The following is a 23,003-nucleotide window of genomic DNA, read 5'->3' on the forward strand; positions in this document are numbered from 1 at the left end:
ATAATATATTTAAAAAGTATTATCACTTATTACTTATACTCTAAACCTTAATTTCTGCCCCAGGTTCTTTTTATATAAGATGTACTTTTAACCGAATTTGATATTAGATAGTCAGTATAAATGCTTTTCCCTGCTGCAATCACATCAATTCTTCCTACCCTTTGATTTTTATTTAGAGGAGCTTTTAACTCTGGTGAAATAGTTACTTTAGTTGAATAAGTTTCATTATTTTTACATGGTATTACTATATCACGGTAAGCATACAATTGTAGTTTATTTTTTCCATACTTCACACTACCTTCATAAACCTTATCACCTTTTGAAATTATCTTTTTATAGGTATAATTTTTTGACACATAATTATACATTTTTTTGGTTTCTGCCCATCTAGGTGTAGAATTTAATACAACAAAAACAACATCATTACCATTAATGTTTACAGACGTTACGAGACATTTTCCTGCTTTGCCAGTATATCCTGTCTTAACTCCGTTTGCTCCTGGAATTTCATTCAGTATCCTATTTATATTATGATAACTTCTTGTAAAGTCATATTTATCAGCAGCAATATCCTTAGTTCCAACAATATCATTAAATAGCTTATCCTCTTTTGCTTTCGAAGTTATTAAGGCTAAGTCATATGCTGTGCAATAGTGAAACTCTTTATCTAAACCATGTGGAGTTATAAAATGAGTATTAAAAGCTCCTATTTCAAGTGCATACTCATTCATAAGCTTTGAAAATTTTTCTACATTTCCTGCTATTCCTTCAGCTATAGTAATAGCCGCATCATTACCCGATCTAAACATCAATCCGTATAATAATTCTCTTAAAGTAATCTTTTCTCCACACTTATACCCAACCTTAGATCCTCTTATAGATACTGCATTTTTTGATACATTGAATTTTTCATCAAGTTTTCCATACTTCATTGCTACAAGTGCAGTCATTATTTTAGTTGTACTAGCCATTGGCACTATAGTATTAGAATTTTTTTCATATAAAACAACTTTACTCTTACTATCCATAGCTATTGCGCATTTTGCATCAATATACAATTTTTTATCTTGTGCTTTAATGGAGATATTTGACAGCATTATTAACGTCATTAATATACATACAAAGGTATTGAATTTATTTGCTTTCAAATTTATTCCCTTCTTTTGTTTACATTTATTTATATTAACATAATTTTAGTTATGTTAATATATAGTCTCATATGCATAGATAACTTGTATTACTTTATATTATTTTCCCATATGTCCTCTACAAATATTCATATTTATCTTATAAAATAATTATAAAAAAATACTAATATGGTTATAATATGTACATATATCCTATTTAGGAGGTTTATACATGTATATTTTATTAATTATCTTAGTAATTTTATTTATACCATTTCCAGTAATATTAGAATTTTTCTATAATAATCACACTATTATATTAAAACTTTATAATAAACAGGTTAAAGAAATACAACTATTCAACAGAATGAAAGAAACAAAACATGATTTAGAAAGAAAGCACTTTTTTTATCCACTTGACTATATAAAAGAAATTAAAAGATTTCATTTTAAACCTCTTTTAAAAATTCGAGCTAACATAATTTTAGGATTCGATGATGCTGCAAAAACAGCGGAAATTTTTGGTTTAACAAATTATTTTATTCAGCTTGCTTTTTTATTTTCAAAAAACTTTTTTAAAATAAAAAATATAGACTATAAAATTAATCCTAATTTTAAGCAAAACATATTAGAAATTAAAATTCATAGTATAATCTGGATAAATATAGCTAAAACTATATATATAGCAATCTCTATACTATTTATTATGGTAAAGACTCATAATAAATATAAAAGAATTAATTATAAGCAATTAAAATATGCCCATAATTAATTTGTATTTTTTAAAATGTATATAAAATTTTAGGAGGAATCGTATTATGGATAATCATCCTATTGAAAACTTAATGAAAAGCACTATGGAAAATATTAGAGAAATGGTTGATGTAAATACCATCATTGGTGATCCAATTAAAGGAGATGGAAACTCCCTTATACTACCGATATCTAAAGTATCATTTGGATTTGTTTCAGGCGGAAGTGAATTTAACAGTTCTGCTTCACCAGAAAGTCAGAAGAACTACCCATTCGGCGGAGGTTCCGGATCAGGAATTTCAATAAAGCCAGTAGCATTTTTAGTATTGAAGGATGATTCCGTAAGGCTTCTACCTTTAAATGCAGAAAATACCTACGAAAAAATAGTAGATTTGGTGCCTCAGGTAATGGATATGATTAAAAACATGTCACACACACATAAATTCGATAAAAAAGATTTAAAATCAAAAGATGAAGAAAAAAAGACTAAACACCATGACGATGAAATTGATTTTTAAAAAATCACAACTAATTATATCTGCTATTTATATAAGCAGATATAATTAGTTAAAAATTTTTTCTAATTTATTTCCTCATTTTCTTTTAAAAACTCATCAAGACTTGGTAATTCTTCTAAGTTTCCTATAGAAAAACTCTTTAAAAACTCATCCGTAGTTGAATACAAAATAGGTCGTCCTGGAACATCAAGTCGTCCACTTTCCTTAATAAGACCTTTCTCTTGAAGAGTAAATATTGCTCTATCACTTTTAACACCTCTTATTTCATCTACATCTATCCTTGTAATGGGTTGTTTATAAGCTATTATAGCTAAAGTTTCCATAGCTGCTTGAGATAAGGATTGTCTTGAATTAGTTTTTAACAGTTTGCTTACATAACTACTATTTTCGGGTTTTGTAACAAGTTGATAACTACCATTCATACAAATAAGCTTTATCCCTCGTTTTTCATCATTATATTTCATAATCATATCATCCAAAACTCGTTTTGCATATTTTTCATTACATTCGATAATTGAAGAAATATGTTTAAGCTTTAAAGGTTCACCACTAGCAAATAGAACTGCTTCTATTATAGACTCATAATTATTGTCATTATTAGAGATACCCTTTATCTCTAATTGTTCTACACTAATTTTCTTCATAACCTTCAATCCTTTCCATAAATATATCCTTAAAATTACTTTCTTGATGTATCTTTATGCTTCTTAACTTTACAAGTTCCAAAAGTGCCATAAAAGTAACAACCATTTCAAGTTTGTTATGGCATCCTTTAATAATCTCTGAGAAATGCAGAATCTTTTTATGCTTAACACCATTCAATAAATCTTCCATTTTATCTTCCACTTTATATTCATCAACAGAAATTTCACTTAAATATACATTATTATGATTTAATTTATTATCATAGTCATTCATAAGTTTGCAAAACAGGTTGTACAATTGAAGCATTGTTATTCCCTTTAATATGTCTCTATTATTATCTTCCTTATCTTCTATAATTTCAGGTTTCTTAGAAAATACAATTCCACTTTCTTCTTGCTTTTGTCTTAAATAACTTGCAACAGATTTAAATTTTTTATATTCTAAAAGCTTTGAAACTAATTCTTCTCTCGGATCCTTTTCCTCTTCTTCCTCATCTTTACTTTTAGGAAGTAAAAATTTTGATTTTATTTCTATTAACGTCGCTGCAATAACAATAAACTCAGAAGTAACCTCTAAATCAATTTCTTTCATCTCGTTTAGATATTCCATATACTGATTTGTGATTTCATGAATTTTTATATCATATATATCCATCTCATTTTTTTTAATGAGATGCAGCAATAAATCAAATGGTCCCTGAAAATTATTTATATTTATATTTAATGTCATAAAATCTCCCCTATTAAAATTAGCATAAAAAATAGCTGTAAAGTTTAACTTCACAGCTATTCTAACATAGTCTATATAGAATTATCAAATACCTTATTAAAGTCTTTTCTTAAATTTTCAAGAAAACCACCTTTTTTAATATCCCTATCACAATATATACTTACTTTTCCTATACTCTTGCCATCAGAATAATATTCACAGTACCCTACTATAGTTCCTTTTTTTACTATCTTATTATCTTTTTTCAACTTAAAAAAGCACTTATTAGTAACTTTACCGTTGCTACCTTTAGGTACTATGGTAGTCAAACTATTATTAGCCTTTGCTATAAAAAACTTATCACCTTTTTTGTTTAGGTTTATTTTAGCAATTACATCATCCTTAGAAACAATTTTCTTTTGCTCATATTTTGAAAAGCCATAATTCATGAGCATACTTGCATCTCTATTTCTAACTTTGTATGTAGGAGCTCCCATAATTACAGCAAGTACTCTAACTCCATCTTTTACAGCTGTGGCACTTATACAATATTTAGCTTCATCTGTAAATCCTGTTTTAAGTCCATCACAACCTTTAAAAAATCTAACTAATTTATTATGGTTAACAAGTCCTATTGGACTTTTTCTTCCTTCACTTATAGTCTCCATATACGTTCCTGTATACTTTAAAATTTTAGGATGCTTTAGAAGTTCTCTAGACATCAATGATATATCATAGGCTGTAGTAACATGACCATCTGTGCTTAATCCCGTACAATTCTTAAACGTAGTATCTTTCATTCCAAGTTGTTGAGCTTTTTTATTCATCATTACTACAAAATTGTCTTCACTTCCACCTAAATATTCTGCCATTGCAACTGCTGCATCGTTCCCAGAAGCAATAGCTATTCCTTTTAAAAGTTCTTCTACTGTTCTAACTTCCCCTGTATCCAGAAGCATTGAACTTCCACCCATCTTTTTAGAGTTTTCACTTATAGTAACCTTATCAGAAAGCTTAATTTTTCCATTATCTACAGCTTCTATTGTAAGAAGCATTGTCATAATTTTGGTTACAGATGCTGGAGCAAATTTTTCATGAGAATTTTTTTCATAAATAATGTTTCCAGTAGTAGGTTCAAGCAAAATAGCTGATCTTGCATCCACCTTAATTCCACTTTGATTTTCAATATTACTCTTGCTATCTTTTGGTGCAAATGCAATTACATATACAGGCAAAAATATACTTTGAACAAAAATTATTATTAGAGCCAGTGTTATTATAATAAACCCCTTTTTCTTCATTTTGTGTATCATCCTTTCTAACAATCAAGTTTATAAATTTATTTTTACCATGTTAAAAAAAATTATCACAAAATGAAAAAAAAACTTTATATTTCGCCAATAATCCCTCTTATTAATCTTGAAAATTTATCTTTCACCTTATTTGAAGTCTCAATTACCTCTTTGTGGTTTAAAGGCACATCCAGTATTCCTGCTGCCATATTAGTTATGCAAGATATTCCTATTACTTTTATTTTACAGTGATTAGCAGCTATGACTTCTGGAACTGTAGACATACCAACTGCATCGCCTCCCAGTATCCTTATCATTTTTATTTCAGCTGGAGTTTCGTAACTAGGACCTGTCATCATAAAATACGTTCCTTCTACAACGTCTATCTTTAAATTACTAGCTACTTTTTTTATTACTTCAACTAGCTTTTTATCATAAGCATTGGACATATCAGGAAACCTTTCACCCATTTCATCTATATTTGTTCCGATCAATGGATTATCTCCTGTGAAATTTATATGATCTTTAATTATCATTAAATCTCCAGGCTTAAACTTTGTGTTTACTCCGCCTGCTGCATTGGTAACTATAATTTTTTCAATACCTAGAGTTTTCATAACATAAATCGGTAACGAAAGATTCTCCATTTTATTACCTTCATAATAATGGAATCTTCCCTCCATCATAACAACCTCTACACCATCTAGCTTTCCAAATACAAATTGCCCAGCATGCCCCTTAACCGTTGATACTGGAAAATGTGGTACATCTTTATACTTTATAGTCTTAGCTTCAACTGCTGCTTTCGCAAGATCACCTAGTCCAGATCCTAATATTATTCCTATTTTAGGCTTTATGTTTATTTGTTCTTTTATGTACCTTGATGCTTCTAAAATATAATTGTAATCCATCAAAATTCCTCCATACTACCATTGTTAATTTATATTTTTATGCCCTAGGATGTGTATTTTTATACACCTCTGCTATCTTACTTTTCTTATAAATTCCAGAGTAAATTTGAGTTGTAGCCATATCTCTATGTCCCAGTAATTCCTGTATAGTTTTAATATCTGCTCCGTTCTGAAGCAAATGAACTGCAAAAGAATGTCTTAAGGTATAAGAATTTATAGGCTTATTTATATTTGCTTCTTTTGCATATAACTTTACAAGCTTCCAAAACCCTTGTCTTGTCATTTTTGTGCCTTGAAGATTAAAAAAAACAAAGTCCAAATCATAAATGTTAATTTTACTTCTTATTTTCAAATAATTTTCAAGACATTTTACTGCGTACGAGCCTATAGGTATGATTCTTTCTTTTTCCTTTATACCTTTACATTTTATATAAGATAACTTTAAATTCACATCATATATAGTTAGATTTAACATTTCAGTTACTTTTATTCCTGTCGCATACATTATCTCAAGCATGGCTCTGTCTCTTATCCCTTTATTAGTACTCTCATCAGGACTTCTCAAAAGCTTGTCTACTTCATCTACAGTTAAAATTTCAGGAAGATTTCTTTTTATTTTGGGCGATTCATACTGTATAACAGGATTATCATCTTTTATACCTAATCTCACAAGATATTTATAGAAATTTCTTATAGATACAACATTTCTAACTATAGAACTATTAGCACGTCCCTTTTTTTGAAGATATTGAACATATGCCATTATTGTAACAACTTCAATTTCCTCTACTTTTTCATCTCTTTCCTTAACAAACTCATAAAATCTTTTAATATCCCTTATATACGCATCAAGGGTATTCACACTTAAACTTTTATTTTTTAGTTCAGCAATATAATTATCAACAAAACTATTCATATATAATCTCCCATTATAACAGACTTATCTTATGATACCATATAATTTATCTAATTGACAGCCTAAAAAAATAAATAAATCTCAATACAATTTCTTTGCTACTCACAATATTATACACAAAATCGCTATCACTATTTAAATTACTTTTTGTTGCAAAATACGTAATTATTACATCTACCATTTCAGGTAATAATATTCCAAATATAATAAGAATCAAAAAACACTTTATCAACGTTAAAATTAGGAAATAAATTTCATCACCTTTTTTCAACAGTTAATTCCCCACATATTCATTGCTATTACTTTTATAATATTAGGAGTACAGTAAGTTTCAAAAAAGAACCCTATAAACATAATGACGGTTATAGCTATAAACATGAAAGAGTAGGAGCCAATATTAGAAAAAAATCTTCTCCTCATAGACATTTTCGAATTATCTTTGATAAGCTTGATAGAAAACTCCATAGCAATTACAGATAAAAAAATAATACATGGTATATAAATTATATTTTGCGGTATTACTCCAAGCATAGCCATACCTACTCCTTTAATCCCAAATCCACTTATAAAAAACGCAACAGTAAAACCTATAGTAAAACCTTTTAAGACATCTATTATTAGTATTATTGGAATTCCTATCATAGTAAGTCCTAAAAACCACACTACTAAAATTAAAGGAATATTATTTTTTACAGCTTGAAAAAAAATCATTTTTGAACTTTCCGCACTACCACCTTTACCTTTTATAAAATCAACTAAATAACTTAAGAGATTACTTTTATCTGATGTTGTCATGTACTTTACTATATACACTCCTATAACAAATCCTATACCGATACACAATGCACTAAGTATATAAAGCAAAAAATTGTCTCTAAAATGGTTATTAACAATATTTTTTACCACTATCTTTTTCATTATACCACTCCTTTTGTTAATCACTTTTGATAAATTTTATGATTAGCAAAAGAAATTTATAACTTAAATTTATGTTATAAATAATAATTTTACATAACAAATAAGCCTTCCTTATTAAAATTAAGAAAGCTTACTTGTTAAATAAACTATAAAACGTTTAACCCACTTTATTTTGAAGTCTTAATTTATCTGCTATCATAGCTATAAATTCACTGTTTGTAGGCTTTCCTTTACTATTATGTATAGTATAGCCAAAAAGCTTATTTATAGTTTCAACCTGTCCCCTAGACCATGCAACTTCTATAGCATGTCTTATAGCTCTTTCAACTCTGCTTGCAGTAGTGTTATATTTTTTTGCAATAGATGGGTATAGTTCCTTAGTTACTGCCGATAATAATTCTATATTGTTTACAACCATAGTTATTGCTTCTCTTAAATACATATACCCCTTTATATGAGCTGGAACACCTATTTCATGTATTATTGATGTTATTTCACCCTCTAAATTAAGTGTTGAGCTTTGAGTATATTCTGAAGTATTACTAAAACTTGAAGACATATGTCTTATTTCAGATTCTCTAAAGCTAGATGAAATATCATTGGTACTATTGGTAGCTATAACATTATTAAACATTTCTCTAATTCTCTTTATAAATACTTCCATATCAAAAGGTTTTACAACATAATAGTCTGCTCCAAGTGTAATAGCTCTTTGAGTTATCTTATCTTGTCCTACAGCAGATAAGATTATTATTCTAGGTGTATTGCTTAATTTCATATTATTAAGCCTCTCAAGAACTCCTAGACCATCTAAATGAGGCATAATGATATCCAAAACAACTAAATCCGGTTTTTTTTCTTCAATTAACTTTAATGCTTCAATCCCATCTCTAGCTATTCCTACAACAAAAATATCACTTTGATTAAGCAAATAATCATTAAGAATATTGCAAAATTCCTTATTATCATCTGCAATTAAAACACTTATTTTTTCTTTTTCCATTTCTGACTCCCCTTTATTATTTTTTACCATTAATTAACATGAGCTATTGAAGTATTCGACAAAACTGCCTTTTTCCCTTTTAAAATAAATTATTTTTTATAACTTAACAGCTAATTCAATTTATATCTTTTTTCCATTTTATTACTAAAAAAACAAAAAATCAAGATGTAGATTATATTTACAAATAATTTATTATATATATTACATATGTTAACAAAGTAAATAACTTTAATAACTACAACATACTCCATTATTTTATGTAGAAAAAAAGCATTTAACTTATGCAGTTCCTATGCTATTTTGAAATTTGCATAAGTTAAATTTTGTTTTATCAACTTCACAGTATACCGGAGGATTTAAGCATCCATTCAATATATATTCCATAACCAACTTCCGGTTTATTTACAAGCACATGAGTAACTGCACCTACTATTTTACCATTTTGTATTATAGGACTTCCACTCATTCCTTGAACAATTCCACCAGTTTTCTTTAAAAGTCTCTGATCAGTAACTCGGATTATCATACTCTTAGGACCTGGTTCTTGCTGATCAAATAGCTTTTCTATTTGTATTGAATAAGCTTCCGGTTTATCACCATTTATAGTAGTTAATATTTGTGCTTCGCCTGCTTTTATTTCATTTCTAAGTCCTATTTCAATTGGTTTCTTATCAATACTACTTTTTATGCTGTTAGAACCCTTTCCAAATACTCCACATATAGTGTTCTTATATATAGCTCCTATAGGGCTTTCTTCATTTACAAATATTCCCCTTATTTCTCCTGGTGTTCCTTTTACACCTTTTCTCACAGAAACTACAGAAGAATTTATAAGGTTTCCACTATTTATTTTTAAAATTGTTCCTGTATCAACATCAGTAATTGGATGCCCTAGAGCAGCAAATTGATTACCTTTATCATAATAAAAAGTCAATGTACCTATACCAGCTGTCGAATCTCTTACCCAAAGCCCTATTTTATAGTTTTCGTCATCTTCACTTTTGATTTTAGGAACCTTTTTTTCTATAAACTCTCCTTTTCTTTCTATAGTTAAATTTAGCTGTTCCTTTTCACTTTTGCTTATTTTATTTGCTAAGTCTTTTGAATTTAATACATTTTGGTTATTTACTTTTATTAAACTATCTCCAATTTGTAATCCTGCCTTAGCAGCTGGACTAGGAATCTTCCCTTGCAAAGTATTAATATCGCTAAAGCCAACTATAAGGACACCCTTTGTACTAAGTTTTATTCCTACTGGCTGTCCTCCAGGATATAATTTTATTTTAGGAACAGCTTTCAAATTTACAGTTTTTACTGGCAATATTCCTAATATACTGACATTAACTTTATCCTTTTTTAATTTTATTTTGCTTGTAGAATTTGAAGTTTTATACGGCTTAAACGATAAAAAGCTATATTTACTTATATTTTCACCTTGTCTTACAAATATAGTTTCAGGAATACTTCTAATTCTATTATAAGTAAAAATACTCATAATAATAATAGGAGTTAAAACACAATACAATATTACTGCTTTAATTTTTTTCATGTTTTTAACCTCCTTTTCTACATTTAAATTTCCCATTTTAAAATTATATTATGCTATTATAAAGTTTCTTTTAGAGCCATTTCTTTTATTTTAATGTCTAAATTTGAATAAAAAAAAACATGAATTTGTTATTCATGTTTTTAAATAAAAGAAAAATCTTTATTTTAGTAATTGTTTTTTTCTCTTTTCTGCTATTTGTATCATTTCCGCAGCGTGTTCCACAGTAATTCTAGTTACTTCAGTTCCGCCAATCATAAGTGCTAAAACTTTTTTCTTTTCATCTTCGTTAATTCGTTTTACATTAGTGTATGTTTTCCCATTTTGTGTATTTTTTGAAACCCAAAAATGTATATCAGACATACATGCAATTTGTGCAAGATGTGTTACACAAAACACCTGATGTTTTGTTGAAATTGTATACATTTTTTCTGCTACACTCTGAGCTATTCTACCACTTATTCCAGTATCTATTTCATCAAATATAACAGAAGGAACCTTATCCTTATCTACAAACACAGTTTTTATTGCAAGCATTATTCTTGAAAGTTCTCCTCCAGATACAACTTTTTCAAGAGATTTCAATGGCTCTCCAGGATTTGTTGAAATTAGAAATTGAACTTTGTCTGCTCCAAGACTTCCTATACTATTTTTATCAAAGCTCACATCTATCTTAAATATACTTTTTTCAAGACCAATATAATTAAGTTCACTTTTAACTTTAATTTCGAGATCTTTCGCAACTTTAGTACGCATTTCATGAAGTTTTTCAGCCTCAAGAATAAGTTTTTCAAGCACCTTATTTTTTTTTGCTTCTAAATTCTTAATTATTTCTTCCCTATTTATATATTCATCATATTTATTTTGAATTTCTTCTTTATACTTAAAGATTTCTTCTATAGTTTTTCCATATTTCTTCTTATAGCTATCAATTTGAAATAGCCTGCTGTTTATATATTCTAATTCCTTTTCATCAAAGCTTACATTATCTTTTATATCTTTTATATCCTGAACAATTTCTTGAGTGTTGTAATAAATCCCTTCAAGTGAATCAGCTATGTTTTTGATTTTTTCACTTTTACCTTCAACACTTCTGAGCTTATTTACTATGTAACCTAATAAATCATAGATTGATTTATTATTATCTGTTCCATCATATAAAATTTCAGAAGCTTCAGCAAATATTTTAGATATATTTTCACTATTAGATATAACCGAAAATTTCTCCTCAAGTTCTTCATCTTCACCAATTTTTAAATTTGCTTTTTCTATTTCATCGATCTGATATCTCAAGAAATCAGATATTTTTCCATTTTTATCATCTGATACTTTAAGATCTTTAATTTTTTTATCTATATCCATCATTTCTTTATAAAATTCAGAATATTTTTCTATTTGATTTAAAATATCTTCTTCTCCAAAATTGTCTAAATAAAAAATATGATTTGAAACCTCAAGTAAATTCTGATTCTCATGCTGTCCATGAATATCAATTAGCGTATCACTTACACTCTTAAGTCTTGATACAAGAATAGATTTTCCATTAACCTTGGCAATACTTTTACCTGACTTAAACATTTCTCTACTTATTATAACTAAATCGTCGCATTCTATGTCCATTTCTTTTAGTACTGCTTCCGTTTTTTCATTTTCAATGGTAAATACAGCCTCTACAAAAGCTCTATCTGTTCCAGTTCTTATAAATCCTCTGCTTGATTTCCCACCTAAAACACAATTTATAGCATCAATTAAAATAGATTTTCCTGCTCCAGTTTCGCCTGATAAAATGTTAAATCCTTTGTCAAATGTCACAGTAAGCTTCTCTATTAATGCAAAATTTTGTATATTTATCTGAAGAAGCATAGCATATCTCCTTATTCATTCATCATTTTTTTTAATTTTTGAACTAGTTCATATGCTTTTTCTTTTGATCTTGCTAAAATAAAAATAGTGTTATCTCCTGCTATAGTACCTACTATTCCATCTAAATTTAAAGAATCTATAGCTTCTGCTGCTGCATTTCCAGAGCCTGTTATAGTTTTTACTACAACAAAATTATCAACACTATCTATATTTATTACAGTCTGAGAAAATATAGCAACTAACTTATTTGAAAGGAATACCTCTGTTGGAGAAATAGTTGCATATTTATATTTTCCTTTTGGGGAAAGAACTTTAATTAACTTTAGTTCCTTTATATCCCTTGATACTGTAGCTTGTGTAATTTCCATACCACTTTTTCTAAGTTCTTCTGCAAGTTCCTCCTGTGTTTCTATATCCTTTGAATTAATGATTTCTAATATTTTTGTGTGTCTAGATATTTTCATTAACTATCACCTTCACATTCCGTAGTTCTCAGTATTATTTTTTTTCTTAAAACATCAAAATAATCATAACCATTAAGCTTTAAAAGCTTACATTTATATTCGAGTTTGCTTACTTCAATGCAGTCAACATCGTATATTTCCATAGGTTTTTGTCCATCTACTGACATCATTACACTCTCATTACTTCTTATATTGCATACTCTTATACTACTTTTTCCATCAAAAACACTTGTTCTCATATTTATTCCTTGAGGACATAATGGAGTTACTGATATTAGTTCAAGATCAGGGTATATTATTGGTCCTCCAGCTGAAAGATTGTATGCTGTAGATCCAGTTGGCGTAGATATTATTACACCATCAGCCTTAAAATCCATATAAAATGATTTATTAACCTTTATCCTATACTTAAATATTCTTCCCAAAATTCCTGTTGATAAAACAATTTCATTCAATGAATAAAAAACTTTTGCCATTTTATTTTGCACATACGTACACTTAAGCATCATTCTATCTTCTACATAATAATTTTCATTAATTATCTTGTTTAAGGACTTCTTTAATTCAGAAATTTCAATGCACGTTAAAAAGCCTAAGTGTCCAATATTAACCCCAAATATAGGTATTCCACTTGATGCGAGCTTTCTAGCTGCATTTAAAATTGTACCATCACCACCCAATACAATAAATATATCCGGAATATCTTTAAAATCTTTTTCGAAGTCAATTAAACTATCATAAAATTGAACTTTTATTCTTTTATTTTGCTCACGAAATACGTTCTCAATATAATTTCGTATTTTCCCATCACAATCTTTATCCTTATTAATATTTACACCTACTATTTTCATAGAAAACTTCTCCTAATCAAGATTTTCGTGTGCTATTTTAACAACATTTTTTATATCATCATCATTAAATTCACCTTTATGTAAAGTATTATTCTTAGAAAAATATACTAAATACTCTATGTTTCCTTCAGGTCCTTTTATAGGAGAATTATCAAGACCAAGAATCTCAAAACCATTTTCTTTTATGAATTTCACAATTTCACTTATTACTTCAACATGTGTGTTAGGATCTTTTACTACACCCTTTTTCCCTACTTTTTCCCTACCAGCCTCAAATTGTGGTTTAATAAGTGCAACTACTTCACCATCTTCATAAAGTAAATTAGCTACAGTTGGTATAACTTTTTTTAAGGATATAAAAGATACGTCTATGCTTGCAAAATTTCCATATTCTCCAATCTGATCATTAGTAACATATCTAACATTAGTTCTTTCCATGCATACAACCCTAGGATCGGTTCTAAGTTTCCAAGCAAATTGTCCATATCCAACATCAATAGCAAATACTTTAGCTGCTCCATTTTGAAGCATACAATCAGTAAATCCTCCAGTAGAAGCACCTATATCAAAGCAAACTTTGTTACTAAGTTTAATACCAAAAGATTTCATTGCCCTCTCGAGCTTATACCCGCCCCTACTTACATAAGGCATCTTTTCTCCCTTAAATTCTATACTTGCATCACATTTTATTTTTTCTCCACATTTATCAACTCTTATATTATCTACATATATTTCTCCTGCCATTATACTAGCCCTTGCTTTTTCCCTAGATTCAAACATACCTTTCTTTACTAAAAGTACATCTAACCTTTCCTTATTTTGCGACATAACACTCCTCTTTTCCTAACATCTATGCAAAAGTAAGAATCTTATTGCATATACTTTCTACATCCAATCCGCACACCTTGTATAATATATCAGTTTTACCTTGAATCAAAAATTCATCCTTAAGTCCAAGCATTAAAACTTTATTTTTAATATCTTTATTATTCAAATATTCTAAAACACTACTTCCAAGCCCACCATGGCAAACATTTTCTTCAATAATCACAAATTTATAATTTTCCCTTGCAAGTTTAGTAATCAGTTCCTTATCAATTGGTTTTATAAAATCAGCACTTACAATTGTACAATTTATACCTGATTTAGATAATTTTTTTGCCGCCATAAATGCATGCTGTACCATTTTACCTGCTGCTATTATTGCAATATCCTTTCCTTCACTTATAATCTGCCATTTACCTAATTTTAATTCTTTAATAGGTGGAAGCTCAATAGAATCGGCATCCTTTCCCCTAGGATATCTTATAGCTATTGGATAATTCTGATTTACAGCCCAATTTAGCATAACACTTAAGTCACCTGTAGTTTTCGGTGTCATAATAGTCATATTAGGCATACTACTTAAATAGGATAAATCAAAAATTCCTTGATGGGTTTCTCCATCTTCTCCAACTATACCAGCTCTATCAATGGCAAATATAACTGGAAGTTTTTGAATACACACATCATGTAGAATTTGATCATAAGCTCTTTGAAGAAAAGTGGAATAAACAGCAAAGATAGGTCTATATCCCGATGCTGCAAATCCAGCTGCCATAGTAACTGCATGCTGCTCTGCTATACCAACATCAAAAAACCTTTTTGGAAATTTCTTAGAAAATTCACATAATCCTGTTCCGTCAGGCATTGCTGCTGTAATCCCAACTACTTTATCATTCTTCTCTGCAATATCAATAATAGTATTTCCAAAAACCTTTGAGTACGTAAGCCCAGAAGAGGAATAAACCTCACCATTATCATAATTGAAAGGACCTACACCATGAAACTTGTTAGGATTTTTCTCAGCATAATCATATCCCTTTCCTTTTTGGGTTATAACATGAATTATTACAGGTTCTTTAATTTCTTTAGCCTTGCTTATAACATCTACAAGTTCACTCATATTATGGCCATCTATAGGACCAAGATACTTTATACCAATGTCTTCAAAAAACATTCCTGGAACTACTATCCTCTTTAATCCACCTTTTATTTTTTTTATTGAATTGGCAACCTCAGAACCAATATTTGTTTTTCTAAGCTTCTCATTTACTTCTTCTTTAATTTTATTATATTTAGGATCTAATCTTATCTTATTTAAATATTTTGAAACACTTCCAACATTTTTAGCAATAGACATTTGATTATCATTAAGTATAATTATCACCTTAGTTTTTCTATATCCTATATCATTTAATGCTTCAAATGCCATACCTCCTGTTAATGCGCCATCTCCAATCACTGCCACTACATTATAAGACTCATTTGACAAATCCCTAGCTCTTGCAAAACCTGCTGCTGCTGAAAGTGACGTACTGCTGTGTCCAGTTTCAAAAAAATCATACTGACTTTCCTTTCTCTTAGGGAAGCCACTTATTCCACCATACTGCCTTAAAGTATCAAATTTATCTTTTCTACCTGTTAAAATTTTATGCACATAAGATTGATGTCCCACATCCCATATAATCTTATCTTTGTTAAAATTAAAAACTTTATACAAACTTAAGGTAAGTTCAACAACACCTAAATTAGAGGCCAGATGCCCTCCAGTTTTAGAAACTTTATGTATCAAAAAATTTCTTATTTCATCAGCGAACTCATTTAATTTGCTGATATTCATGTTCTTTACTTCTTCAATGTTACTATATTTATCAAGTATTTTATACATTATCATCTATCCTTTGCTATCAGGTACAATAGTTTTGAAACCTTTGAAACAATAACATTACTATTATTAATTGCATAAGTTTTCCCAAGGGATTTTCCACATATAGTTGAAGCTGCAATAAGTGCTCCAATTAACACATTTACAATGCTCCCTGCAATGTTTTTATTTATAACACTAAAATCAAAATTCCTAAAAATTAAAATTAACTTTGCAACAATTATTGCTCCCATTGTCCCACTTACAATACCACATATATCGCCTACTACATCATTACAAAACGTAGACACCTTATCTGCATTTTTCACCATATTTATTGCTATTTTAGCTCCATGTATTTTTTTTGAAGCCATAGCATGAAATGGTTTTTCATCAGCAACAGTAACTGCAATTCCTATTATATCAAAAAATATTCCAAGACTTATTATAAAAATCAACAAAATAAAAGCTACTAATGTATTTACTCTATTTAGTAGCGAATCTGTTAATAGAGAAATGCTACCACTTATAGTAATTGACCATAAAAATATTTTAAACAGCCATCTACGTCTTTCTCTAGCATTACCCTTATTTTTATTTTTGGCCACGCCCATTCCTCCATATACATATCATTTAAATGATATTAAGATGGTAAAATCAATAACTATTTATAATATGTGGTAGCAAAACAAGTAAATCTTGCGGCATAGGTTCAGTAGGTTTTCCCTTTTGGTAACCATACGTCGCCGTATGGCAGTTTCCTTTTAATTCCAAAACTAAAATGTTGCCAATTTTAGGACTGAATTGCCACTAAGTCCGCACTGCAATCCCTATTTTGCCTTATAAAAACAGTCTAGGAGTTTTCCTCAACAGTTAGGTGTCTTCATATCCTCTTTTGCAATAATGGTTTCAGAGTACAATAAGTTTAAGATTTCCGGCCGAAAAGCTCAAACCCGTTTTATCTCCTCTCCCATTACCACTCAAGGCAGGCTACACTGCACATAGCTATTAACCACAATGCAGGTTTAACCCAATTTCGTATACAGAGCCTCTCGCATTGTATACAATAATTGGTCTCCACGGGAGTAGGGTCAGAATCACATGCCATTGTGAGTGCCCCAGCTCCCTTAACTTCCAGCACAAGCCCAGAACTGGGCGTTCCAGGCCAGCACCAGAAACTTCATCGATATGCCCTTTAACGGATTTTTAGCCCCGCCTTCAAAAAACACTTACCTGACTAGAATACTGCACCACATATTAAAATATACTAATTAAAATTATATCATAGTATTTTTAAATATTCAAAAACATAAAAATTAGTTTATAATAATTTTACTAATTATTCATGGTAACTATTTACTTTTTTCTTTCAAGAAGAAATTCAGTAATTTCTTTTAATCCCTCTGTATTGCCATTTATCTTAGAAAGTATGTTCACGCAATCTTCAGTTATATCAGCACACATTTTTTTACACTCGTCTAAACCATAAGTTGTAACATAAGTAGTCTTGTTATTTTCTATATCACTTTTTGCTTTTTTACCCATAATCTTTGAGTCACCAACAATATCTAAAATATCATCTTTTATTTGAAAAGCAAGACCAACCTTTTCTCCAAATTCTTCAAAAAGCTCATACTCATCCTTAGGCGCTTCCCCTAGAACTGCTCCACTTAAAATAGCTGCTTTAATAAGTGCTCCTGTTTTTTTTCTATGCATATACTTTAATTGATCACCACTTATTTCTTTTCCTGTACTAATCATATCAACAACCTGCCCACCTACCATACCATAAGCACCACAAGCTTTAGCTACTAAAGAGCATGCTTTAACTGCATTTAAACCTTGTTTACAGCAGTATTTAAACATTGTACTCATAGCCTCACTTAAAAGTCCATCACCAGCAAGTAATGCCATAGCCTCACCAAAGACTTTATGATTAGTTGGTTTTCCTCTTCTCAAGTCATCATTATCCATACATGGAAGATCATCATGAATAAGCGAGTATGTGTGAATCATTTCAATTGCAGCAGCTATATCTATAACTTCTTTATAATTTTCCTTGTATACACAATATGTATTTAAAAATAGAAGCGGTCTTACTCTTTTTCCACCTACATTTAAACTGTAATCCATAGCCTCATATAACTTTTTATCATATGTTCCTTCGTTCTTAAAACACCTTTCTAAATAACCCTCTACTTCACTTTTTAGAACTTGATTATTCATCTTTTTCACTCTCTTTCAGAAAGTCTTCTTCTCCATTTTCTGCAACTATCTTAATTTTGCCTTCTGCCTCATTTAACATTTTATAAAGTTTATTATAAAGTGCCATACCATCTTCATAGTTTTTTAACGTCTTTTCCAAGGTAAGACTGCCATCTTCCATATCACGTATTATCGTTTCTAACTTAGAAAGCATATTTTCATAATTTTCTTTTTTTGCTGGCAAATTAATTCCTCCCTTACTTAATTATCAAAGAAGTTTCAATGGCTCCGTCCTTCATTATAACAACAATGTCATTTTCATTCTTCAGTGTTTCTACGTTATCTATAAACTCACCATCTTTATTCTTTATTATCGAATATCCTTTACTTAGAACATTTTGAGGATTATTAGAAGCTAGAATGGATTTGTACTTTAAAAGCTTCTCCCTCTGAATCTCAAGTTTTCTTTTAGTCTTAATTAAAAGTAATTCTTGTAATTTTTCTAATATTGAATATCCATTTACTATAAAAGATTCTGGGCTATTATTTTCTATTAATTTTTTCTTAAGTTCAAGTTCATTTCTTTTATTTTCAAAATAACGATCTGTAACCGCAGCTAAGCGTCGTTTCATTGTGTGAAGTCTATCGCTAAATTGCATTAAATCTGGCACTGCAATTTCAGCTGCTGCAGATGGCGTTGGTGCCCTCATATCACTAACAAAATCTACTATTGTAAAATCTGTTTCATGTCCAACCCCAGTTACAACTGGCTTTTTTGAATTATAAACTGCATAGGCCAAATTTTCATCGTTAAATGCCCATAGTTCTTCTATAGACCCACCGCCTCTTGCAATTATAATTGTATCCACATCAGCTTTATCATTCATGTATTGAATTCCTTTTATAATCTCTTTAGCTGCATTTACACCTTGAACTAAAACGGGATATATTAATATGTCTATATTTTTATTTCTTCTTCTAGAAACATTTATAATATCCCTTACAGCAGCTCCTGTTTTAGAGGTTATTACTCCAACTCTTGATGGATATAATGGAATATCTCTTTTATGTTTTTCATCGAACATACCTTTTTTTGAAAGCTTTTCTTTCAACTTTTCAAAAGCTATATATAACTCTCCCATACCTTCAAGTTCAATTTCGTTTGCATAGAGTTGATATGCTCCATCCTTTATATAAACTGAAACTCTACCTTTTACATTAACCTTCATTCCATTTTCAGGGATAAACTTTAAATTTTGAACATCACTTCTAAACATAATACAGTTTATCTTTCCATTTTCATCCTTTAAAGAGAAATAAGCATGACCACTGGTATGAAGTTTAAAATTTGATATTTCACCTTTTATATAAGCATTTCCTAATATAAAATCACTGTCCATAACTTTTTTTATATAGCTATTAAGTTCAGAAACCGTTAAAACTTTAATATACATATTATAAAAGCGCCTCACAAACATTTAATATAAGCATCGTAGTTGTCATTGCTCCAACCCCTCCTGGTACAGGTGTAATAAAAGCTGCTTTGCTTACAGCCTCATCAAAGCAAACATCTCCCTTAAGCTTTCCATCTATAACAGTAGTACCTACATCTATAACTACAGCATTTTGTTTAATGTATTCTCCCGTAATAAAACCAGGATTTCCAACTGCTGAAACCAATATATCTGCTTTATTACATATATTCTTTAGATCTTTTGTTTTTGAATGACATATAGTAACGGTAGCATTTTCATTAAGAAGAAGCTGTGAAACTGGTTTACCTACAATATTACTTCTTCCTATTATTACTGCATTCTTACCACTAATATCTATACCTGTGCTTTTAATGAGTTCTATAATACTTCTAGGAGTACACGGTATAAATGCTTTTTGTCCCCTGTAAAACTTACCGGTATTCTCATATGTAAGACTATCTATATCTTTACTTTCAACTATTGCTGAAGTTATATTCTTTTCATTAATGTGCTCTGGAAGTGGAAGCTGAAGCATAATTCCATTTACATCATTATCCTTATTTAATTTAGTTATCAAATTTATAATATCACTTTCAGCTGAATCTTCATTTAATATTATACTTTGAAATTTAACTCCTAATTTATCACACAATCTTTTTTGGTTTTCTAGATAATACTTAGAACCACCATCATTCCCAACCATAATACTTGCTATACAAGGAACCTTAAGCCCACTCTTTATTCTTTCCTGTACAAAGCTGGCTATTTTTTCTCTATATTTTTTTGCCTGAAGTTTTCCATCTATTATTTGCCCCACATTTACACTTCCTTTGCAATTTTTTACATACGCATTTTATATGGTTTTATCTTCGATTTTATTTATAAAGCTACCTAAAACACCATTTACAAATGACCATGATTTTTCTTCTGAATAACTTTTAGCAAGCTCAACAGCTTCATTTACAGAAACTTTATCTGGTATATCATTTTCATAAAGTATTTCATAAATCGCTAGTCTAAGTATACTTAAATTAGTTTTAGATATACGCTCGATTTTCCATTTACTTGAGTTTTCTTCTATTTTTTTATCAATAGCTTCTTTATTGCTTATAACCCCATCTATTATTCTAGTAATATATTCAAAATCTACATCTTTACAATCATTTTCTTCTTTAAAATTTTCTATAGTTTCTTCACAGTTATTTTTATTAAATGAAATCTCAAATAATAATTTCATTGCTATTTCTCTACTTTTTCTTCTATTCATAGCTTTCCTCCTACTTACATGAAACCACTGCTGAGCCCAATTCACTTGTACTTTAAAATTTAATGCACACATAGATATTGGCTCTCTTGGTTTTACTATATATTTAGATACAAAGTTTATATTACTATATATTATAATAAACTTCCATAGTTTTTAAAAAGTTTATTGCAAAAAAGCATCCTAATTTTTAGAAGGATGCTTTTTCATAAATATGGTTATAATTAAAAACTAACTACTTCAACCAAATAAAATTACTCTTCAGTATTTTCTTCTTTTACTTCTTCACTAGGCTTTTGGAGTGCAACATTCTGAACAAATACATTTACTGCTGAAACATTTAAACCTGTTAAGCTTTCAACTGTCCTTTTAACATTCTCTTGTACTTTGGCCGCTACATCAGGTATTCTAAGTCCATATTCAATAACTAAGTATAAATCTATTGATGCACTTTCTTCTTCGATATTAATTTTTACACCCTTTGTAAGATTCTTTTTTCCACTTAATATTTGTGTTATTCCTCCAACTATACCTGAGCTCATACCAACAACACCTTTTATTTCAGATGCTGCTAAATCAGCAATTACTCCAACCACTTCGTCTGATATTTTAATTATACCTATTTCTGGATCCTTTGTTTCTTCTTCCATGATTGTTACCCCCTTTGCCCTGAATAACCAAGGCGTAGTGTATTTAAATGTATTATATCAAATTACTTATTTTTTTACAAATCAAAATAATACGAAGTAACAATGCCTCGTAGCGTTAAAAAAATCCTATAAATCTACGGTTCAAAAATCTTAAAATCCTAAGATTTTTCAATAACTCCCTGAGAAGATGCTCAAACAGATTGAAATCTCTAAGTATTTTAAGATTTTTGAACTAAAATTTATTAGGATTTTTTTAAATCATTCCTTTAGCATTGTTACTTCGCTTCCACTGTAGTGCTACGTAATTAAATCTCTATACTAGTTACCCAATAACACATCTTATTTGTCAAAGTTTAATTATAGATACATAACCTAAAAGGTTGAAATTACTAAAACCAAATTTATTTCCACAAGCTGGAGTTTGAATTAAAAACTACAGTGAATATAGACTTACTTTTTGCTTTACTCATGAAAATCTTTAAATTTATGGTATCAGCTGTGCTGATTACTATGTTTTACATAATGAGTAAACATTAAATTTAAGTTTTTCCAAAGCACAGCGGAGAAAAATCATCTTTCACTGTCATCTGTACTTTGTACTCTGTTTCAAGTTGTCCACCTACAAAATATTTTTGTTATTTAGTAATTGGTAATACTTCTATGTTCCTAATTCCTGTAACACTATTAACAACATCTTTTATGTCTCTTAATTGAACATCACTAAGCGTAGAACTACTAGCTTTTACATTTACAGTAACTTTATTATTATTTATTGAACAAAGTACATCTTTAAATCCTTTACTCTTAAGTAATGTTTCAACCTTCGTACATTTTGAATCATTATCTGTTAATGCCATAAGTTTCTGTTCTGCAGCTGACCTTGTTGAACTGCTTACACTTTTATCATCAATCATGTTCTTTAGTGTTTGTATTTCACTTTGGTCTTTTTGCTCTCTATCAAGCTTTCCTTGTGAAAACAAATCTGATTTTGTACTAGTACTAGAAGAACTTGTATTTTTAGAAGAATCCTTATTTAAAGATACTGTACTTTTATTATCATTGTCCAAATCAGTATCATTAACATATAAATATGGACTTCTAAATTTTGTAGCTAAAACCGCTGCACACACTATAAGTACTAGCAACGTAACAATAATAACAGCTTGTTTTTTATTCATTTTCTTTACCCCCTATCTAATCCTTAAGAA

Annotated in this window: 24 protein-coding genes; 2 read left to right on the forward strand and 22 right to left on the reverse strand. The window is 29.3% G+C overall.

Translation table 11 applies throughout. From position 1 onward, the window contains the following. Positions 1-47 precede the first annotated feature (47 nt). Positions 48-1,148: a D-alanyl-D-alanine carboxypeptidase family protein gene (locus ACJDT4_RS14020; RefSeq protein WP_406788196.1), complete on the reverse strand. Its 1,101-nt coding sequence runs from the start codon at positions 1,146-1,148 to the stop codon at positions 48-50. A gap of 211 nt (positions 1,149-1,359) precedes the next feature. Between ACJDT4_RS14020 and ACJDT4_RS14025 the strand changes: the two genes are divergently transcribed. Next, entirely contained in the window at positions 1,360-1,899 is a 540-nt protein-coding gene (locus ACJDT4_RS14025; RefSeq protein WP_406788197.1) for a DUF2953 domain-containing protein, read from the forward strand. 46 nt (positions 1,900-1,945) lie between these two features. Further along, positions 1,946-2,398 (forward strand): GerW family sporulation protein, encoded by a 453-nt coding sequence (ytfJ, locus tag ACJDT4_RS14030; RefSeq protein ID WP_406788198.1) that lies wholly within the window; start codon positions 1,946-1,948, stop codon positions 2,396-2,398. Positions 2,399-2,460: 62 nt separating this feature from the next. Here ytfJ and scpB read toward each other — a convergent pair whose 3' ends face one another. From scpB to ACJDT4_RS14135, 21 genes are all read right to left on the reverse strand, one after another. Continuing rightward, the gene (scpB, locus tag ACJDT4_RS14035) at positions 2,461-3,042 is read right to left on the reverse strand and encodes an SMC-Scp complex subunit ScpB (RefSeq protein WP_406788199.1); all 582 of its coding nucleotides are present in this window, start codon (positions 3,040-3,042) and stop codon (positions 2,461-2,463) included. Next, positions 3,029-3,772 carry a segregation/condensation protein A gene (locus ACJDT4_RS14040; protein WP_406788200.1) on the reverse strand — a complete coding sequence of 248 codons (744 nt, stop codon included), beginning with the start codon at positions 3,770-3,772 and terminating at the stop codon, positions 3,029-3,031. Before ACJDT4_RS14040 ends, scpB begins: the two co-directional genes overlap by 14 nt. A gap of 71 nt (positions 3,773-3,843) precedes the next feature. After that, complete coding sequence (locus ACJDT4_RS14045; protein ID WP_406788201.1) at positions 3,844-5,052, reverse strand: D-alanyl-D-alanine carboxypeptidase family protein; 1,209 nt, start codon at positions 5,050-5,052, stop codon at positions 3,844-3,846. Between the two features lie 86 nt (positions 5,053-5,138). Continuing rightward, complete coding sequence (locus ACJDT4_RS14050) at positions 5,139-5,954, reverse strand: purine-nucleoside phosphorylase (protein WP_406788202.1); 816 nt, start codon at positions 5,952-5,954, stop codon at positions 5,139-5,141. Between the two features lie 37 nt (positions 5,955-5,991). Beyond that, a complete protein-coding gene (xerD, locus tag ACJDT4_RS14055; protein WP_406788203.1) occupies positions 5,992-6,870 on the reverse strand; it encodes a site-specific tyrosine recombinase XerD in 879 nt (292 codons plus the stop codon). A 267-nt stretch (positions 6,871-7,137) separates the two neighbouring features. After that, a complete protein-coding gene (gene spoIIM, locus ACJDT4_RS14060) occupies positions 7,138-7,788 on the reverse strand; it encodes a stage II sporulation protein M (protein WP_406788204.1) in 651 nt (216 codons plus the stop codon). 157 nt (positions 7,789-7,945) lie between these two features. Next, a complete protein-coding gene (gene spo0A, locus ACJDT4_RS14065; RefSeq protein ID WP_406788205.1) occupies positions 7,946-8,791 on the reverse strand; it encodes a sporulation transcription factor Spo0A in 846 nt (281 codons plus the stop codon). Between the two features lie 337 nt (positions 8,792-9,128). Beyond that, complete coding sequence (gene spoIVB, locus ACJDT4_RS14070; RefSeq protein ID WP_406788206.1) at positions 9,129-10,340, reverse strand: SpoIVB peptidase; 1,212 nt, start codon at positions 10,338-10,340, stop codon at positions 9,129-9,131. A 159-nt stretch (positions 10,341-10,499) separates the two neighbouring features. Next, the gene (recN, locus tag ACJDT4_RS14075) at positions 10,500-12,200 is read right to left on the reverse strand and encodes a DNA repair protein RecN (RefSeq protein ID WP_406788207.1); all 1,701 of its coding nucleotides are present in this window, start codon (positions 12,198-12,200) and stop codon (positions 10,500-10,502) included. An 11-nt stretch (positions 12,201-12,211) separates the two neighbouring features. Next, positions 12,212-12,664 (reverse strand): arginine repressor, encoded by a 453-nt coding sequence (locus ACJDT4_RS14080; protein ID WP_406788208.1) that lies wholly within the window; start codon positions 12,662-12,664, stop codon positions 12,212-12,214. Further along, entirely contained in the window at positions 12,664-13,515 is an 852-nt protein-coding gene (locus tag ACJDT4_RS14085) for an NAD(+)/NADH kinase (protein WP_406788209.1), read from the reverse strand. The genes ACJDT4_RS14080 and ACJDT4_RS14085 overlap by 1 nt, the downstream gene beginning before the upstream one ends. A 12-nt stretch (positions 13,516-13,527) precedes the next feature. After that, the gene (locus ACJDT4_RS14090) at positions 13,528-14,343 is read right to left on the reverse strand and encodes a TlyA family RNA methyltransferase (RefSeq protein WP_406788210.1); all 816 of its coding nucleotides are present in this window, start codon (positions 14,341-14,343) and stop codon (positions 13,528-13,530) included. A 22-nt stretch (positions 14,344-14,365) separates the two neighbouring features. Continuing rightward, positions 14,366-16,225: a 1-deoxy-D-xylulose-5-phosphate synthase gene (gene dxs, locus ACJDT4_RS14095; protein ID WP_406788211.1), complete on the reverse strand. Its 1,860-nt coding sequence runs from the start codon at positions 16,223-16,225 to the stop codon at positions 14,366-14,368. 2 nt (positions 16,226-16,227) lie between these two features. Continuing rightward, positions 16,228-16,815, reverse strand: coding sequence for a hypothetical protein (locus tag ACJDT4_RS14100; RefSeq protein WP_406788212.1), 588 nt, complete (start codon positions 16,813-16,815; stop codon positions 16,228-16,230). Positions 16,816-17,557: 742 nt separating this feature from the next. Next, positions 17,558-18,427: a polyprenyl synthetase family protein gene (locus ACJDT4_RS14105; protein WP_406788213.1), complete on the reverse strand. Its 870-nt coding sequence runs from the start codon at positions 18,425-18,427 to the stop codon at positions 17,558-17,560. Continuing rightward, the gene (locus tag ACJDT4_RS14110; protein ID WP_406788329.1) at positions 18,420-18,620 is read right to left on the reverse strand and encodes an exodeoxyribonuclease VII small subunit; all 201 of its coding nucleotides are present in this window, start codon (positions 18,618-18,620) and stop codon (positions 18,420-18,422) included. Before ACJDT4_RS14110 ends, ACJDT4_RS14105 begins: the two co-directional genes overlap by 8 nt. 43 nt (positions 18,621-18,663) lie before the next feature. Beyond that, positions 18,664-19,860: an exodeoxyribonuclease VII large subunit gene (xseA, locus tag ACJDT4_RS14115; RefSeq protein ID WP_406788214.1), complete on the reverse strand. Its 1,197-nt coding sequence runs from the start codon at positions 19,858-19,860 to the stop codon at positions 18,664-18,666. A 1-nt stretch (position 19,861) separates the two neighbouring features. After that, positions 19,862-20,698 (reverse strand): tetrahydrofolate dehydrogenase/cyclohydrolase catalytic domain-containing protein, encoded by an 837-nt coding sequence (locus ACJDT4_RS14120; RefSeq protein WP_406788215.1) that lies wholly within the window; start codon positions 20,696-20,698, stop codon positions 19,862-19,864. Positions 20,699-20,734: 36 nt separating this feature from the next. After that, positions 20,735-21,148 (reverse strand): transcription antitermination factor NusB, encoded by a 414-nt coding sequence (nusB, locus tag ACJDT4_RS14125; protein WP_406788216.1) that lies wholly within the window; start codon positions 21,146-21,148, stop codon positions 20,735-20,737. 251 nt (positions 21,149-21,399) lie between these two features. Then, positions 21,400-21,795: an Asp23/Gls24 family envelope stress response protein gene (locus ACJDT4_RS14130; protein ID WP_406788217.1), complete on the reverse strand. Its 396-nt coding sequence runs from the start codon at positions 21,793-21,795 to the stop codon at positions 21,400-21,402. Between the two features lie 635 nt (positions 21,796-22,430). Further along, on the reverse strand, positions 22,431-22,973 hold the full coding sequence (locus ACJDT4_RS14135) for a SpoIIIAH-like family protein (protein ID WP_406788218.1): 543 nt from the start codon (positions 22,971-22,973) through the stop codon (positions 22,431-22,433). Positions 22,974-23,003 lie beyond the last annotated feature (30 nt).

Source organism: Clostridium neuense (assembly GCF_045310695.1).
Taxonomy (GTDB): domain Bacteria; phylum Bacillota; class Clostridia; order Clostridiales; family Clostridiaceae; genus Clostridium_S; species Clostridium_S neuense.